This is a genomic window from Methylobacterium sp. E-012, assembly GCF_057836545.1.
The window spans coordinates 3453822-3468149 of the sequence record NZ_JBYQEY010000001.1; the positions used below are offsets into that span (position 1 = coordinate 3453822).

The following is a 14328-nucleotide window of genomic DNA, read 5'->3' on the forward strand; positions in this document are numbered from 1 at the left end:
GGGTCAGAAACGCCGCCAGAGCGAGTTTAGATGGTTGCCTACCTTCGAGTCTTGTCATGATCGATGTGAAGTACATAGCCAAGCTCGGCGGGGGGCGACGCGGCAAGGTAGGTGTTTGGGACTGCTGAACCTCGATCCCAACCCGGTCAACTAGTTCCTCGACGCTATCGGATCCATCCTCTATGCCGTTGCCCACTGTGACGGGCGGGAGCTGGGGCGTGCGGTTCAACCATGTTGCCAACCGCGTGAACCCGGGTCATTTCGAGACCGTGGTGGACATGTTCGTCGGGCAGCTGGGGTTCGTCGAACTGCGACGGACCGAACGCGCTGTGTGGTTGCGGCAGCCCGGGGCCAATGTCGACCTGCAGCTCAGCTTTAGCGACACCGGGCACAGGGATCCCGACCGGGAGCGCTCACAGATCTCGTTTCTGAGCGACACCCCAAAAGCCGACCTCGATCGGCTGGCCTCGTGGTTCGCAGCAAGAGGGCTGCCTGCTCATATCGGCGCCTATTCCGATCGCGAGTTCTACCTCGACGTGCCGGCGGCGTTCGTCGATTTCGTCCTCGAGGCGATGCTGCCCGAGCTCGCCGCTTACGACGTCGAGGTATGACCCTTTGCGGACCTCCCGCCCCGCCTATTCGAATGTCCGCTTGGAAGGCGAAGCAGCCCTGGAAGCTGGTACTACGCCTAGGACCAGACGGATCTGGTCTTGAACCGCGGATTGGATCTATGAGGCCATGGGCATGTGCATCACGCGCGTCGGCGTGTTCTCGTCGGCCAGCTTGCGCAGGGTCCGCGTGTCCTCGGGCGTTTAGGGTTGCCCGGACTTCGTCAGTGTATTCGCCATCATGCTCTCCTGCGTTTCCTCACGCCGCGGCCTTCACGGCTGGCAGCCGGTGGAAGGGTTCGAACTCCGGGGCGACCTCCCCGAAGAAGTGACGGCGCAGGTCGGGGAGTTGCTCGCGCGCCTCGACGACGGCCCGGTTCTTCATCTCGGCGATGCGCGAGACGTCATCGAGCGTGTAGCGATCCAGCGGGACGGTCTGGTCGATCCGCCAGATCGCCTTGCGGTCGTGCACGTCGCCTGTGATGATCTTCGCGGCGCCGAGGGCGCTGTGGGACTGACCTGCCATGAAGAGCCGGGCGAGGTTCGGCGCCGCACCGAGCTTGCCTCCGATCCGGCTCGGCGCCTTCACGTCGTTGGTCGTTCCGATGCTAAGGATCTTGAGCCGGTCACCCGGCCACCGCAGAACGCCGACCGCCTCGACCGCCGCCACGCCGATAGGATTGTTTGCCCAAACACCGCCGTCGACTAGTTCGATCTCCTCCTTCGTGAGGTAGGGGTCGAGGAAGGTCGGCGCCGCCGCGCTCGCCATTGCGGCATCAACCGCCGGCTGAAGGTAGTCGGTCTCGAAACGCGGGTGATGGGCGGTCTTGTAAAGATAGACGCGCTCCAGGATCGGATGCCAGGCTGGGATGACGAGCCGGGTCTGGCTCTCGCCGATCAGGCGACCGCCGATCACCTCGTCCAGCGCCTCCCGAAGGCTCGTGTTGGAATATTTCGTGCCCATCCAGTGGCGAGTCGACCGCGCCTGCTTCGTGATCCAGTTCGCGATGGGGCCGCGATGTTGGTCGAAGATGGCGGGGCCCTTCTCCTCGTAGAAGCGGAGGATCTCCCCGGCGGTGAGGCCGAGGCTCAGTCCGGCCGCGATTATGGCGCCGGTGGACGTGCCGACGATCAGGTCGAAGTAGCGGCCGATGCGCTCGTCGAGATGCTCTTCGAGCTTGGCGAGGAAGGCGGCCGGAAAGACCCCGCGGATGCCGCCGCCGTCGAGGGTGAGGATCTTACGGAATTCGGGACCGTCGCTGCCGGGTTTCATCACGCGGCCTCCTTTGCAGTCTGAAGGACCTCGATGAGGCCGGGGTTGTTGACGATGATTTTGGCCTCGACATCGGGGGAGACATGGACGCCTCCGCCCCGCCACTCTCCGGTCGCCAGCCAGTCCTCGAAGTACCAGAGCCAGAGGACCGCCCAAGGCACGATGGTGCGGTCCAGCAGCATGGAGGGCCGCCACTCGTAGGCGCTGGGAAGGTACAGGCAGAGCCGCGCCGGCCGCTCGGAGTAGAGATGCGGAATCTTCGCTCCGTTCGCGAGCGAGGTCAGGTCGGGCTGATCGACGAAGGTGGCCGGCACCCCGTTGACCCGATACGTCAGGCGCAGGTCGTACGTGCGCGAGATCGGGGACGGGGAGGCCTGGAACCGCCATGTCAGCGCGCCGCCCGCGATGCCGCCATCGCCCCGAATGATGGGGCTGGCTTTAAGGTTGACGTGCTGCTGGGCGAGCGTAAGGCGCCGCGGACCAGAGGGGGGGCTCATCCGCAGTCCCGCCCGTAGAACGTGTTGCTCCTGACGGGGACAGCGGCCGGCGCGGCCGTCAGCCCGACGAGCGGCGCCACCCCCAGCAGGCCAGAGCGGCGGGCGCTGGCGATCTCGTTGTCGAGCGCGGTGAAGGCGGCGCCGACCGGGCGGGGACCGAACGATTCGTCCATCCGTTTCCGCACCTGGTCGGTGCCATCGACGCGCGCGAGGTTCTCCATGTCGGCCACCGCCTTGGCGTGCCAGGTAAAGAAGGCCTTCGCCTTGTCCGGGTCGTCGTTCCAGCGCTCCGCGAAGTTCTCGTCGATGGTGGTCTCGTTCGGGATGTACCAGCCCGGGGATCCGTCCGGCAGCGTCCGGCCGATGAAGCCCGGCACCCCCCGCAGCACGGCGATCATGAGGTCGAACTCGGTGTCGTAGACTCCCGCCTTGACGCAGCGCTCGTAGCTCCATGCGATCAGCGTGGTGAGGATGACCGAGATCGGCCAGAGGGCGAGATCCTGCCCCTCGAAGTGGACGTCCCGGTGCCGCTTGGCCACTTGGACGATGTTGCAGAGGATGCTGCGGCCGCTGGAGGCGACGGGGAACGGCTCAATGTTGGCGCGGCTCTTGATCGCCTCGTCCACGGTCTTCGTGAGCATGATGACCGGCACCAGCGCAGCGCGGGCCTCGAAAGCCTTGCGGTATCCGCGCGGGTTGCTGCCCTTCCACTCCAGCAGGCTCTTGTCCGGGACGAGCTCGCCCTGGTTGCGGCAGGCGAGGTTCAGGATCGAGGGCGTGATGTCGAGGTGGAACTCGTCCGCGTAGACCAGCCGCCAGCACCGGATCTTCTCCTCCAGCAGCCGGGCGTAGGTCGCGTGCGCCTTAAGGCGGTCGCCGATCACCTTCTTGATGTAGGCGGGCGTCCACACAGTGGTCCCTGCGGGCATGAACGCGACCAGATCAACGTCGTGTTCGTTCTTGCCGATGGGGCGCACCGACGTCCCGAGGGCGGTGGAGCCCTGTAGGTAGATGGAGAGGTCGTGCAGCAGGAAGTGCTCGCCGGCACCGAGCCACCGGGCGACGCCCTCGTAGCGCTCCTTAGCCTGCTGGAGCCGGCTCTCGGTGATGTCGAGCTCGGCGCACATGCGCGCGAGCAGGTTGATGAGGTAGGCCTTGCGGTGTGCCAAGCGGTGATCGACGAACATGCGCATCTCCATTGAGATGGGCGGCGCGCCAATCTCCATAAGTGAAGCCATTTATTGGGGTGCGGCCGAACGTCGTCAAGGGTCCGTTTATCACGAACCCCGGCGGCTTAGGCGATACGCTGGTAGACGAACTCGACGCCGCCCGTATCGGCAACGCTTTCCCGCCGCAGCAGGAAGCCGCTCGACCAGAGCTGCTTGAGCTTCATAGAGGCGTTCGCCACCGTGACGTGGATCGCGTCCGCGATTTCGGCAGCACGTGCGTGCGACCGTGCCACGACGAAATCGAGTGCGGCCTTCGATCCGGCGCTGGGCTCGGAACCGATGAACCGATGACCCTTCGCATCGGCGATGACCAATGGCTGCTCGACACGTCGGGCTGCCGCGTCGATATTTTCCTCAATGTAGGGTGTGGCGATCTCGAACAGGTAGAACCCCTTCTCACCCTTGTAGCGGCGGGCGAGCTGAACGACCGTCTCGGACGCGAAGGAGTAGTCGACCTGCTTCACGCCCTTGAAGGAGATCGGGAAGATTGTCTGGTCGGGATTGCGCTCGACATGCTCGACGAGCTTCGAGAAAACCGGTCGACCCATCTCCCGGCCCCAGCCCTCGGACTTGGGCATCATATCGCGAAGCACGATCATTGGAGCACCTGGTTCATGTCCGTCATTTAAGCGGTGATGATGACGTCAGACAAGAGACAGCTCGAAAGCGATGTGAGTTCCGGCGAGCTTCGGTAACTCCGATGATAGGATGGCGGTGTTTGGAATGTACGCCTCCCCCGAGGGCACCAGCGTCACCGCTTGCGACCTCAGCCGCACATCGAGCGTAGCTCGATATTTGATTGCTTTGGTCGCGCACCCCTTCAGGCTATTCCCGTGAGAGGGGTCGTCGAAACGCGACAAGCCATCGCGGAACATCTCCACGAGCAGGTCTACGTCCCGGACGTGGCGATAGCTCGGATCTCGATCTTCCAAGGGAGGCCTGATGGTTTGCATCAGCCCACGCCCATTATCAGAGACCACGACACGCGCCTTGTTGGAGGCAGGGTACGATTGGAAGGCCGCATGCCCGGTCGCACCGTCGCCACCGTGCAGTGGCCTGCCCCCATCCGGTGGCCCAGGTTTGAAGTTAGTGCATCGTCGGTCGCGTGACGATGGCGGGGCGAGCGGACGGTACTGAGCCGCCCGGTTCCGGTGGCCGGATGACGACCTCCGGCGCAGGCGGGCAGTAGCCGAGTGACGAGTGGGGTCGGATGCTGTTGTAGTACCTCCGCCATCGCTCGATCACGACGCTGGCTTCCTTGAGGGTGTAGAACACCTCGCCGTTGAGGAGTTCATCCCGTAGCTTCGCGTTGAAGCTCTCGCAGTACCCGTTTTCCCAAGGACTGCCCGGCTCGATGTAAGCCGTCTTCGAGCCGACCGCTGTGATCCAGTCTTGGACGGCTTTGGCGATGAACTCCGGGCCATTGTCCGAACGGATATGCTCGGGCACGCCGCGCAGGCTGAACAGATCCGAGAGGACATCGATCACGTCGTACGCCTTCAGCTTACGGGACACACGGATGGCCAGGCACTCACGGGTGAACTCATCGACCACGTTCAGCATCCGATACTTGCGCCCATTGTGCGTGCGGTGCTCGACGAAGTCGTAAGACCAGACGTGGCCGGGCCGCTCCGGCCGCAAACGGAGGCAGGAGCCATCGTTGAGCCAGAGGCGGGCTCGCTTCGGCTGTCGCGCTGGAACCTTGAGCCCCTCCAGCCGCCAGATCCGTTCGACCCGCTTCACGTTCACCGTCCAGCCATCGCGGCGGAGCATCGCCGTGATCCGACGGTAGCCGTAGCGCCCGTACTGGAGAGCCAGTGCGACGATGGCGGCGGTCAATGCCGCCTCGTCCTCGACCACCACGGCGCGCTTGCGCTGTGTCGAGCGGTGCTGACCAAGAACGCGGCAAGCGAACCGTTCCGACACGCCATGCTCGGCCACGACGTAGTCGACGCAAGCCCGGCGGCGAGCCGGGCTCAGAAGTTTCCCGAAGCTGCCTCCTTCAGGATGAGCTTCTCCAGCGTCAGGTCCGAGATCGCCCGACGCAGGCGCAGGTTCTCCGTCTCCAAGGACTTCAGCCGCTTGACCTGATCACCCTTCAGGCCGCCGTACTCGGATCGCCAACGATAGTACGTGACCTCCGTCACCTCGATGGATCGGATTGCTTCGGAGACCTTGCGGCCCTGCGAGACCAAAACATCGACCTGACGCAGCTTCGCGACGATCTCTTCAGCCGTATGCTTCTTCCGACGCATCATAACATCCTCCACATGGCGCGAAGCCATACCTCAGGGAGGACCACTTTTCAGGGGGCAGGCCACTGCCGGCTGAGGCTGTCGCCGTGCATCTGCTCCGGGCGCGGGAAACGGCTGTATGGGTATGCCATGGCCATAACGGCGACCGTATCGATGCCCAAAGGTCAGGGTCAACTTTATGGAGCACGACATGAGGGCGTTGTGGTCGCCGGACCGACCATTCCATCTCAACGGCAGCTGTCGGATTTTAAGCGGCCATTCAGGTGGTTTTGCCCGAAGTTCCGCTGATGGCGCATAGCGGCACTTGGTTGACCTGATGCCGCTCAGCTGTCGGCTCGGTCATCCCAGCTAAGCTTTGCGAGCGGATCGTCCTTCCAGGCCCTTCAGGCGCCGCCGCAGCCCGGCAATCTCCGAACTTAGCACCCCGGAGATCCTGTACCGCTGCCGGGCCTTCCGCGTACCGTCCGGCCGCCGAGTCGTGATCGTCACCTCGTGGATCCGCGCGCGCTGCTGTGCCTCGACCTTCGCTTGACGCGCAGTCGCGATCGCATTCGGCGGGGATGAGGACACCCGCTTCGCCACTGCCCGCTGACGCGCCCAGGCGTGCAACCCTTCGCCCGGCGAGGCCGCAAGCGCCTGAACCCGGCTCGGCAGCACCTTGGCTGATTCGAGATGCTGGATCGCCCGCACGTCCCGACTGATCAGTTTGCGCGCCGCCAGCAGCTCGGCCGCGGTCTCACCGCCGTAAGAGACGAATCGCTCGACTATCAGGTGCAGGTCGTGGGTCGTGCGCGAGCGCTTGCGCCCGCTCAGCGTTTCAAGCTCGGCCATGATCGCGGTCTGCAGTGGGCTGGCGCTGATTCGGATGTATGTGGCGTAGGCGAGCGCGATGGTCTCAAGGTGCTGCGCGTCCGATGCTTTGCGGATGTTCAAACCCGCCCGCTGCAGCCAACCCGCGCTGTCGAGCGGCTGCGTTCCCGCACCTCGGACCTGATGCAAGAAGTGTTCGGCGTCGGCAGCCACGGCGTCGCGGCTTTCAGCTTCGGCGCTGATTCGATCTGATGCGGCAGGTTCACTAGCAGGCTTTGCCGCATTCGGCTCGGTATGCGCCCTCAACGGCTCGTGGCGGTGAAGCGGCTGGGTTGCGGGGGAGGGGGGACGAGGTCGGTTAAACCGAAAGGCTGGGACCGTATCATTGAGCATGGCCTTGATCCATTCCGAGCAAACGGCCGCACGTCGGGTTAGCGCGACACCTCGTTGGTATGAATTGGCGACGTGCTGATGGCCGACCAAAGCCAGCTTCGTCCAAGGCTGTCCGGCCCGCTCGACGGGACACAAACTGGACACCGAGTGCGGCGGCTTGAGCTAAGTGCTTGATTTCGTTGGCGCGCCCTACGGGAATCGAACCCGTGTTTTCGCCGTGAAAGGGCGACGTCCTGGACCGCTAGACGAAGGGCGCTTTGGCGGGACCGGGGTTCTATAGTCGGAGGCGGCGCGCCCGGCAACCGCCGAAGCGCCACACCGCCCGGGTTTGACCGGAGGCCGGCTTGGGGCGATGGAGGGGCATGCAGCCTCCCCCTCGCATGACCCTCGTCCTCGGCGGGGCGCGGTCCGGCAAGAGCGCCTACGCGGAGGGGCTGATCGAGGCCTGTCCCGGCCCGTGGCTCTACCTCGCCACCGCGCAGGCCTTCGACGACGAGATGGTCGCGCGCATCGCCCAGCATCGCGCGCGCCGCACCGGGGCGTGGCGCACCCGCGACGTGCCCCTGGCCCTGCCGGAGGCGGTGGCCGGGGCCGCGGGGCCCGTCCTGGTCGACTGCCTCACGCTCTGGCTCACCAACCTAATCCTGGCCGAGGCCGACGTGGCGGGGGCCGTGGAGCGGCTGCTCGCCGCCTGCGCCGGCGCGCCGGGACCGCTGGTGCTGGTCGGCAACGAGGTCGGGCTCGGGATCGTGCCCGACAACGCCCTGGCCCGCCGCTTCCGCGACGAGGCCGGGCGCCTGCACCAGCGGCTCGCCGCCCGGGCCGACCGGGTCGTGTTCACCGTCGCCGGGCTGCCCCTCATCGTGAAGCCAGGAGCCCCCGCATGAGCGACGACGCGACCCGCCACCGCGCCAAGATGGAGAAGCGCAAGGCCGTCCAGGACGCCGAGGTGGCGGCCAAGACCGTCGAGAAGGGCCTGCTGCTGGTCCATACCGGCCCCGGCAAGGGCAAGAGCACCGCCGCCCTCGGGCTGATGCTGCGGGCGCTCGGCCGCGGCTGGCGGGTCGGCATGGTGCAGTTCATCAAGGGCGGCTGGGACACCGGCGAGCGCCACGCGGTGGCGGCCTTCGGCGACCGGGTCGCCTGGCATACCCTCGGGGAGGGGTTCACCTGGGAGACCCAGGACAAGGCCCGGGACATCGCCGCCTGCCGCCACGCCTGGGACGTCGCCGCGGGGCTGATGGCCGATCCCACGATCCGCCTGCTCGTCCTCGACGAGCTCAACATCGCGCTCCGCTACGACTACCTCGACCTCGACGCGGTGCTGGCCGCCCTCACGGACCGCCGGCCGGACCTGCACGTGGTCGTCACCGGCCGCAACGCCAAGCCGGCCCTGATCGAGGCCGCCGACCTCGTCACCGAGATGGGCAGCGTCAAGCACCATTTCTCGGCCGGCGTGAAGGCGCAGGAGGGGATCGAGTTCTGAACGGGCCTATGACGCGGCCGGCGCCTCGCTCTCGGCGAGAACCGTGCGCAGGATGGCCATCAGCTCCGCGACCGCCTCGCGTGGGACGCGCACCCGGAGGGCGCCGTGGGCGATTTGGTTGCGCAGGTTTGCGAGCTGCCGCAGCCGGTCCGCCTCGTCCGGCGTCACGACGCCCTCCAGGGCCATCCGCTCGAGGAGTTGGCCGGCCGGTTGCGGGCGCGATACCGCGCCGGGCAGGAGCAGGCGGCCGATCGCTTCGAGGACCGACCAGCCGAGCAGCAGGGCCGCCTCAGGATGGTCCGCGGCGAGCAGGGTCTCGACCCGCGCGAGGGCCGCAGGGATCTCGTCCCGGGTCACGCCGGGTACCGGCCGGTCGTCGCTGCCCTCCGGCGCATAGACGATGCGCAATTCCCAATCCGGACTCTGGGCAAACCGCTCGCTCAGCGCAGCAGCCTGCGGCCGCGCGGCGGTGTCATCCCGGGCGACTTCAATGGCAATGTTCCTCGGGCGCCCGAGGGCGATGGCATCGGGCTGGTAATCCCGCATGAACGCCGGCAACAGGCCGCGCGCCGGCTGCGTGAACACGTCGTAGCCCTCGGCTTTCAGGCGCGACGTGATCAGGTCGAGGACTCGCCGCTCGCGTTCCGTGGCGCTCATGTCAGGTCCTCGAAGGGATCGTCGGACAGCTTGATATACACGAGCGGTCTCGGGCTCTGCAGGGCCTCGGTGAGGATCGGGCTCGGGGCAGCGAAGGGGAGGACGTCGCCGGGCTTGAACTTCTGAGCGACGATGCGCTCGACCTGCCCGTCGTTGAGATAGATGTGCCGGATCAGCGCATCCAGCGTCGGCTTGAGGATGTTGTCGATGTCCCCCGTCCGGGTCAGGGCCGTGAAATAGTAGAGCGTGACGGCAACCGGCCGCTCGGTGGCGAAATGCCCCTCCGGAACGACCCCACGGCTCGCCGCCCGGACCTTCTCCTTCCACGCCTCCTTGGATCGGGCGCGTTTGGCCTGTAGCGAGACGGGCGTGCCCGGGACGTTGAACTCGATCGGAAAGGTCAGGTCCACGGCCATCTCGATTCGTACGATGCCCAGGATGTGACGATGCCGACAGGCCAGCAAGGGCTCCGATGCGGCGGGCCCTGATGATCCAGGGCACCGGCTCCGATGTCGGCAAGTCGCTGATCGTGGCGGGGCTGGCGCGCGCCTTCACCGACCGGGGGCTGCGGGTCCGGCCGTTCAAGCCGCAGAACATGTCGAACAACGCCGCCGTCACCGCCGATGGCGGCGAGATCGGCCGGGCGCAGGCGCTCCAGGCCCGGGCCGCCCGGGTGGCGCCCTCCGTCCACATGAACCCGGTCCTGCTCAAGCCCCAGAGCGAGGTCGGATCCCAGGTCGTGGTGCAGGGCCGGATGGTCGCCACCGTGAAGGCCCGCGACTACCAGGCCTGGAAGCCGAAGCTCATGCCGGCCGTCCTGGAAAGCTTTTCCCGGCTCGCCGCGGAGGCCGATCTGGTCCTGGTCGAGGGCGCGGGCTCGGCCTCCGAGGTGAATCTGCGCGCGGGCGACATCGCCAATATGGGCTTCGCCCGGGCCACCGACACGCCGGTGGTGCTGGTCGGCGACATCGATCGGGGCGGGGTGATCGCCAGCCTCGTCGGCACCAAGGCGGTGATCGCGCCGGAGGACGCCGCGCTGATCGCCGGCTTCATCGTCAACCGGTTCCGCGGCGACCCGAGCCTGTTTTCCGACGGGATGCGGCTGATCGCCGAGCGGACCGGCTGGGCGGCGCTCGGCCTCGTGCCCCACTTCCCCGCGGCCGCCCGCCTGCCGGCCGAGGACGTGCTCGGCCTGGCCGGCTCGGGCCCGCGCGGGGCGGGGGCCGTCACGGTGGCGGTGCCGGTCCTGCCGCGGATCGCCAATTTCGACGATCTCGACCCGCTGCGGGCCGAACCCGGCGTGTCGGTGGTGCTGGTCCAGCCCGGCACGCCGATCCCCGCGGAGGCCGCCCTGGTGCTGCTGCCGGGCTCCAAGACCACGATCGACGATCTCGACCGGTTCCGCGCCGAGGGCTGGGACATCGACCTGCGCGCCCATGTCCGCCGGGGCGGACGGGTGCTCGGCCTGTGCGGCGGCTACCAGATGCTCGGGCGCACCCTCGCCGACCCGCACGGGATCGAGGGGGCGCCCCGCACGGTGCCGGGCCTCGGGCTCCTCGACATCGACACCGTGATGACCCCCGAGAAGCGCCTCGCCGCGGTCACCGGCACGAGCCTGCCCGACGGCGTGCCGTTCTCCGGCTACGAGATGCATATCGGCGCGACGGCGGGCCCCGACGCGGCCCGGCCGCTGCTGCTTCTGGCCGACGGGCGCCTGGACGGGGCGGTCTCGGCGGACGGGCGCGTGGCCGGGACCTACGTCCACGGCCTGTTCGCGCAGGATGCCCAGCGGGCGGCTTGGCTCGGGCGCCTCGGGGCCGCGTCCGACGGCGCGGGCTACGAGGCGGGCGTCGAGACGGCGCTGGACGGGCTCGCGCGGCACATCGCGGCCCATGTCGATTGCGACCGGCTCCTGGCCCTCGCCCGGTAGACGCGGCCCCGGCTCCGAGACGCGCGCAAGCAGAGGCCGGCCCGGCCCACCGTGGCCGCGCGTCAAAACCCTGCCCCTCCTGAAGAACCGAAGCAGACGGCGAGTTGGCTTGCCGGCGCGAGTCTGCTTAGGACTGTGGCAGGCCTTCGCGACGAAGGGCCGCAGCGAGTTGAGGAACGCCGCATGTCCATCCAAGCGCCCGCGGATGCAGATCTCGCCGCGCGCACCGTCCGCACGGTGACCCTGCGGCTGATGCCGCTCCTCGGTCTGCTCTACCTGATCGCCTATATCGATCGGCAGAACGTCTCCTACGCCAAGCTGGAGATGGTCGGCAGCCTCGGCCTCAGCGAGACCGCCTACGGCCTCGGGGCCTCGCTGTTCTTCCTCGGCTACTTCCTGTTCGAGGTGCCGGCCAACGTGTTCATGGAGCGGGTCGGGGCGCGGATCTGGTTCGCCCGGATCATGATCACCTGGGGCCTCGTCACGGTGCTGCTCGGCTTCACCCGGGGCACGGCGATGTTCTACGTGCTGCGCTTCCTGCTCGGCGTCGCCGAGGCCGGCTTCTTCCCGGGCGTGCTGTTCGCCCTCACCCTGTGGTTCCCGCAGGGGCACCGGGCCCGGATGATCGGCTGGTTCATGATCGCCAGCGCGGTGGCCAACGCGGTCGGCGCGGCGGTCGGCGGGGCGCTCCTCGGCCTGAACGGCGTGCTCGGCCTCGCGGGCTGGCAATGGGTGTTCCTGGCCACCGGAGTGCCGGCGATCCTGATGGCCGTGATCGTCCTGCTCGTCCTGCCCGACGGGCCCGAGACCGCACCCTGGCTGTCGCAGGCCCAGCGCGACTGGCTCGCCCGGACCCTCCAGGCGGAGCGCGCGGGCGGGGGCCATGTCGATCACGGCAACCCGTTCGCGGCGCTCCTCGACCGGCGGGTGCTGATGCTGGCCGGCGTTTACATCTGCCTGCCGCTGGCCGCCTACGGCCTGGGCTACTGGCTGCCGACCGTGGTCAAGGGCTTCGGCGTCTCGAACCTGACCAACGGCTTCCTCAACATCATCCCCTGGATGGCCACGGCGGTGGCCCTGTGGTGGGTCCCGCGCCACGCCGCCCGCACCGGCGCGCAGGGCGACGCCCTGACCTGGCACGTGGTCGGGCCGGCTTTGGTCGGCGCGGCCGGGCTGGCGCTCAGCGTCGTCCTGCCGGGGGACGCGGTGAAGTTCGCCTGCCTGTGCGTGGCGGCGGCCGGGACCTTCTCGGCGCAGCCGGTCTTCTGGTCGATGCCCGGGACCTTCCTGCGCGGCGCCTCGGCGGCGACGGGGATCGCGGCGATCAACTCGGTGGGCAATCTCGGCGGCTTCGTAGCACAGAACGCGGTGCCGTTCATCCGCGACCAGACCCGCAGCGACCTCGTGCCGATGCTGTTCCTGTCGGCCTGCCTCGCCGTGGGGGCCGGCCTGATGTTCGTGGTGCTCTCCGCCCTGCGCCGGGACGCGGAGCGGCGGGGCGTGCCGGCCGCGACGCGGGCGGCCTGAACACCCGACGGCTTGGTGCGTTATGCTTCCTCAAGCCGGCTCGACCGGCAGGATGATGCGACCCCGCGCGCCCGCGGGGTGCCATCAAGGAGGAAACCGCGATGAGTCAGGGATTTCCGCTTATGATTCTCGCCTTCGGAACGCTCGGTGGCATCTGGTTCCTGGCCGCCGCGGCCCGGAAGCAGGTCGCCGACGCCAAGGGCAGCCCGGAGCGCTCCAACGTGATCCAGCATCACGGCGGCGCGCCGCGCCCCAACATGCCGGGCACCGAGCACTGAGCGCGTTGTCGACTCCGGTCGAGGCGGGGCCGCGCCGATAAGCGAAGGTCTCAGGTTCGAAAGGTCCGGGATCCAGCCCTTTCGAGGTGTCCGGGCTGGGTGCGGGTATCACGATCCACGGCTGTGACATCGTGAAAGAGCAGCGTGTTTCGCCTTCCCGTGTGGGCTTGCGGATTCACAGATCGAGCCGGGCCACGCGGGCACAGGACGAGGCACGGGTCCCCCCTCCCGCCCGGGAGAGGGGGCCTGTCACGCCTTCCCGAGGCGCGGTGAGAACCTCGTGGCCCCCGTGGGGAAAAGAGCGCGTCTGGTCGGTGTCCCGGCACATCCGGAAACACCTTCAGAGGGCTGGGCATAAGCCCTCTGGGATCCCTCGATCCCCGAGCGGATCACCGGCCGTCAGCCGGCGGCGATCCGCCGGCAATGGTCGAGGGCGGCACCGATCAGGTTGTCGCTGGCCTCCGGCGTCCGGAAGGCCGAATGCGCCGAGAGGGTGACGTTGGGCAGGCCGGCCAGCGGGTGATCGGCCGGCAGCGGCTCGACCGCGAACACGTCGAGCCCGGCCTGCGCGATCGGCCCGGTGCGTAGGGCCTCGACCAGGGCGGCCTCGTCGACCACCGCGCCCCGGGCGGTGTTGATCAGGATGGCGCCGGGCTTCATCGCGGCGAGGCGCGCGGCCGAGAGGAAGCCGCGGGTCTCGTCGGTCAGCAGCAGGTGGAGCGAGACCACGTCGCTCTCGGCGAGCAGCCGGTCCAGCGCGACGAAGGCGACCCCCGGATGGGTTTTCGGGGTCCGGTTCCAGGCGAGCACCCGCAGGCCGACGCCCTGGCACAGCCGCGCCATCTCGGCCCCGATCCCGCCGAACCCGACGAGGCCCACCGTCTTGCCGGTGAGCTGCATCCCCTCGGTGCGGAGCCAAGATCCGGCACGCATGCCCCGGTCCATGGCGGCGATCCCCCGGGCGGCGGCCCACATCAGCGCGAAGGCGCATTCGGCGACCGCCGTGTCGCCGTAGCCCTTGATGGTGTGGACCGTCACGCCGAGCTCGGCCTGGAGCGCCTCCGGGTCCATGTAGCTGCGCGCGCCGGTGCCGAGGAAGACAACGTGTTTCAGCCCCGTGCAGGCGCGGGCCACGGCCAGGGGGAGGGCGGTGTGGTCGATCACCGCGACCGCGGCCCCGGCCAGGATCCCCGGCAGGTCCTCCGGGCCGATGGCGGGCTCCGCGTGGATCGCGAAGGGCGGGTCGTCCGGCCGCAGCAGGCGCCGGGCCACCGCCGCCAGGGTCTCGTTGGCATCCACGAACACCGCGCGCATCGGCATCTCCCTGTTCCGTCCCCACGATGCGTCCGGTGCGCGGGCGGTGCAAAGCCCCTGCCGCGCCAAGT

The 14328-nt window shown here is 68.2% G+C and carries 15 protein-coding genes and 1 tRNA gene; 6 read left to right on the forward strand and 10 right to left on the reverse strand.

Features of this window, described 5'->3' with window-relative positions:
* Positions 1-218: 218 nt before the first annotated feature.
* Positions 219-611, forward strand: a complete 393-nt coding sequence (locus tag AC3IF1_RS16770) for a VOC family protein (RefSeq protein ID WP_489218530.1) — start codon at positions 219-221, stop codon at positions 609-611.
* 256 nt (positions 612-867) lie between these two features.
* On the opposite strand, the gene AC3IF1_RS16775 is transcribed toward AC3IF1_RS16770, so the two are convergent.
* The 7 genes from AC3IF1_RS16775 to AC3IF1_RS16805 form a co-directional block, all read right to left on the reverse strand.
* Positions 868-1881 (reverse strand): CBASS cGAMP-activated phospholipase, encoded by a 1014-nt coding sequence (locus tag AC3IF1_RS16775; protein WP_489218531.1) that lies wholly within the window; start codon positions 1879-1881, stop codon positions 868-870.
* Positions 1881-2378 (reverse strand): type II CBASS E2 protein, encoded by a 498-nt coding sequence (locus tag AC3IF1_RS16780; protein ID WP_489218532.1) that lies wholly within the window; start codon positions 2376-2378, stop codon positions 1881-1883. The genes AC3IF1_RS16775 and AC3IF1_RS16780 overlap by 1 nt, the downstream gene beginning before the upstream one ends.
* Entirely contained in the window at positions 2375-3565 is a 1191-nt protein-coding gene (locus tag AC3IF1_RS16785) for a nucleotidyltransferase domain-containing protein (protein WP_489218534.1), read from the reverse strand. The genes AC3IF1_RS16780 and AC3IF1_RS16785 overlap by 4 nt, the downstream gene beginning before the upstream one ends.
* Positions 3566-3672: 107 nt before the next feature.
* Positions 3673-4206 (reverse strand): hypothetical protein, encoded by a 534-nt coding sequence (locus tag AC3IF1_RS16790; protein ID WP_489218535.1) that lies wholly within the window; start codon positions 4204-4206, stop codon positions 3673-3675.
* Between the two features lie 487 nt (positions 4207-4693).
* A protein-coding gene (locus AC3IF1_RS16795; RefSeq protein ID WP_489220288.1) for an IS3 family transposase occupies positions 4694-5862 on the reverse strand; the annotation gives its coding sequence in 2 pieces (ribosomal slippage) (positions 4694-5598 and positions 5598-5862; 1170 coding nt in all).
* A 348-nt stretch (positions 5863-6210) separates the two neighbouring features.
* The gene (locus AC3IF1_RS16800; RefSeq protein ID WP_489218536.1) at positions 6211-6885 is read right to left on the reverse strand and encodes a hypothetical protein; all 675 of its coding nucleotides are present in this window, start codon (positions 6883-6885) and stop codon (positions 6211-6213) included.
* 360 nt (positions 6886-7245) lie between these two features.
* Positions 7246-7321, reverse strand: a tRNA-Glu gene (locus AC3IF1_RS16805).
* 124 nt (positions 7322-7445) lie between these two features.
* On the opposite strand from AC3IF1_RS16805, the gene cobU reads away from it, so the two are divergent.
* Together cobU and cobO are read left to right on the forward strand one after the other, a co-directional pair.
* On the forward strand, positions 7446-7952 hold the full coding sequence (cobU, locus tag AC3IF1_RS16810) for a bifunctional adenosylcobinamide kinase/adenosylcobinamide-phosphate guanylyltransferase (RefSeq protein WP_489220402.1): 507 nt from the start codon (positions 7446-7448) through the stop codon (positions 7950-7952).
* Entirely contained in the window at positions 7949-8551 is a 603-nt protein-coding gene (cobO, locus tag AC3IF1_RS16815) for a cob(I)yrinic acid a,c-diamide adenosyltransferase (protein ID WP_489218538.1), read from the forward strand. The genes cobU and cobO overlap by 4 nt, the downstream gene beginning before the upstream one ends.
* 6 nt (positions 8552-8557) lie before the next feature.
* On the opposite strand, the gene AC3IF1_RS16820 is transcribed toward cobO, so the two are convergent.
* Positions 8558-9208 carry a hypothetical protein gene (locus AC3IF1_RS16820; protein ID WP_489218539.1) on the reverse strand — a complete coding sequence of 217 codons (651 nt, stop codon included), beginning with the start codon at positions 9206-9208 and terminating at the stop codon, positions 8558-8560.
* A complete protein-coding gene (locus tag AC3IF1_RS16825; RefSeq protein WP_489218540.1) occupies positions 9205-9624 on the reverse strand; it encodes a RusA family crossover junction endodeoxyribonuclease in 420 nt (139 codons plus the stop codon). The genes AC3IF1_RS16820 and AC3IF1_RS16825 overlap by 4 nt, the downstream gene beginning before the upstream one ends.
* A gap of 56 nt (positions 9625-9680) precedes the next feature.
* Between AC3IF1_RS16825 and AC3IF1_RS16830 the strand changes: the two genes are divergently transcribed.
* The 3 genes from AC3IF1_RS16830 to AC3IF1_RS16840 all read left to right on the forward strand — a co-directional run bounded on the left by AC3IF1_RS16830 (position 9681) and on the right by AC3IF1_RS16840 (position 12943).
* Positions 9681-11138, forward strand: a complete 1458-nt coding sequence (locus AC3IF1_RS16830) for a cobyric acid synthase (protein ID WP_489218541.1) — start codon at positions 9681-9683, stop codon at positions 11136-11138.
* 183 nt (positions 11139-11321) lie between these two features.
* On the forward strand, positions 11322-12665 hold the full coding sequence (locus AC3IF1_RS16835; RefSeq protein ID WP_489218542.1) for an MFS transporter: 1344 nt from the start codon (positions 11322-11324) through the stop codon (positions 12663-12665).
* Between the two features lie 122 nt (positions 12666-12787).
* Complete coding sequence (locus AC3IF1_RS16840) at positions 12788-12943, forward strand: hypothetical protein (protein WP_243966235.1); 156 nt, start codon at positions 12788-12790, stop codon at positions 12941-12943.
* Positions 12944-13342: 399 nt separating this feature from the next.
* Here AC3IF1_RS16840 and AC3IF1_RS16845 read toward each other — a convergent pair whose 3' ends face one another.
* Positions 13343-14257 carry an NAD(P)-dependent oxidoreductase gene (locus AC3IF1_RS16845; protein WP_489218544.1) on the reverse strand — a complete coding sequence of 305 codons (915 nt, stop codon included), beginning with the start codon at positions 14255-14257 and terminating at the stop codon, positions 13343-13345.
* Positions 14258-14328 lie beyond the last annotated feature (71 nt).

Bases quoted from the DNA above. Each gene is read 5' to 3' on its own strand.
- AC3IF1_RS16790 (WP_489218535.1), bottom strand. From the start codon at position 4,206: ATGATCGTGCTTCGCGATATGATGCCCAAGTCCGAGGGCTGGGGCCGG.
- AC3IF1_RS16785 (WP_489218534.1), bottom strand. From the start codon at position 3,565: ATGTTCGTCGATCACCGCTTGGCACACCGCAAGGCCTACCTCATCAAC.
- AC3IF1_RS16780 (WP_489218532.1), bottom strand. From the start codon at position 2,378: ATGAGCCCCCCCTCTGGTCCGCGGCGCCTTACGCTCGCCCAGCAGCAC.
- AC3IF1_RS16845 (WP_489218544.1), bottom strand. From the start codon at position 14,257: ATGCGCGCGGTGTTCGTGGATGCCAACGAGACCCTGGCGGCGGTGGCC.
- cobU (WP_489220402.1), top strand. From the start codon at position 7,446: ATGACCCTCGTCCTCGGCGGGGCGCGGTCCGGCAAGAGCGCCTACGCG.
- cobO (WP_489218538.1), top strand. From the start codon at position 7,949: ATGAGCGACGACGCGACCCGCCACCGCGCCAAGATGGAGAAGCGCAAG.
- AC3IF1_RS16775 (WP_489218531.1), bottom strand. From the start codon at position 1,881: ATGAAACCCGGCAGCGACGGTCCCGAATTCCGTAAGATCCTCACCCTC.
- AC3IF1_RS16835 (WP_489218542.1), top strand. From the start codon at position 11,322: ATGTCCATCCAAGCGCCCGCGGATGCAGATCTCGCCGCGCGCACCGTC.
- AC3IF1_RS16830 (WP_489218541.1), top strand. From the start codon at position 9,681: ATGCGGCGGGCCCTGATGATCCAGGGCACCGGCTCCGATGTCGGCAAG.
- AC3IF1_RS16825 (WP_489218540.1), bottom strand. From the start codon at position 9,624: ATGGCCGTGGACCTGACCTTTCCGATCGAGTTCAACGTCCCGGGCACG.
- AC3IF1_RS16820 (WP_489218539.1), bottom strand. From the start codon at position 9,208: ATGAGCGCCACGGAACGCGAGCGGCGAGTCCTCGACCTGATCACGTCG.
- AC3IF1_RS16840 (WP_243966235.1), top strand. From the start codon at position 12,788: ATGATTCTCGCCTTCGGAACGCTCGGTGGCATCTGGTTCCTGGCCGCC.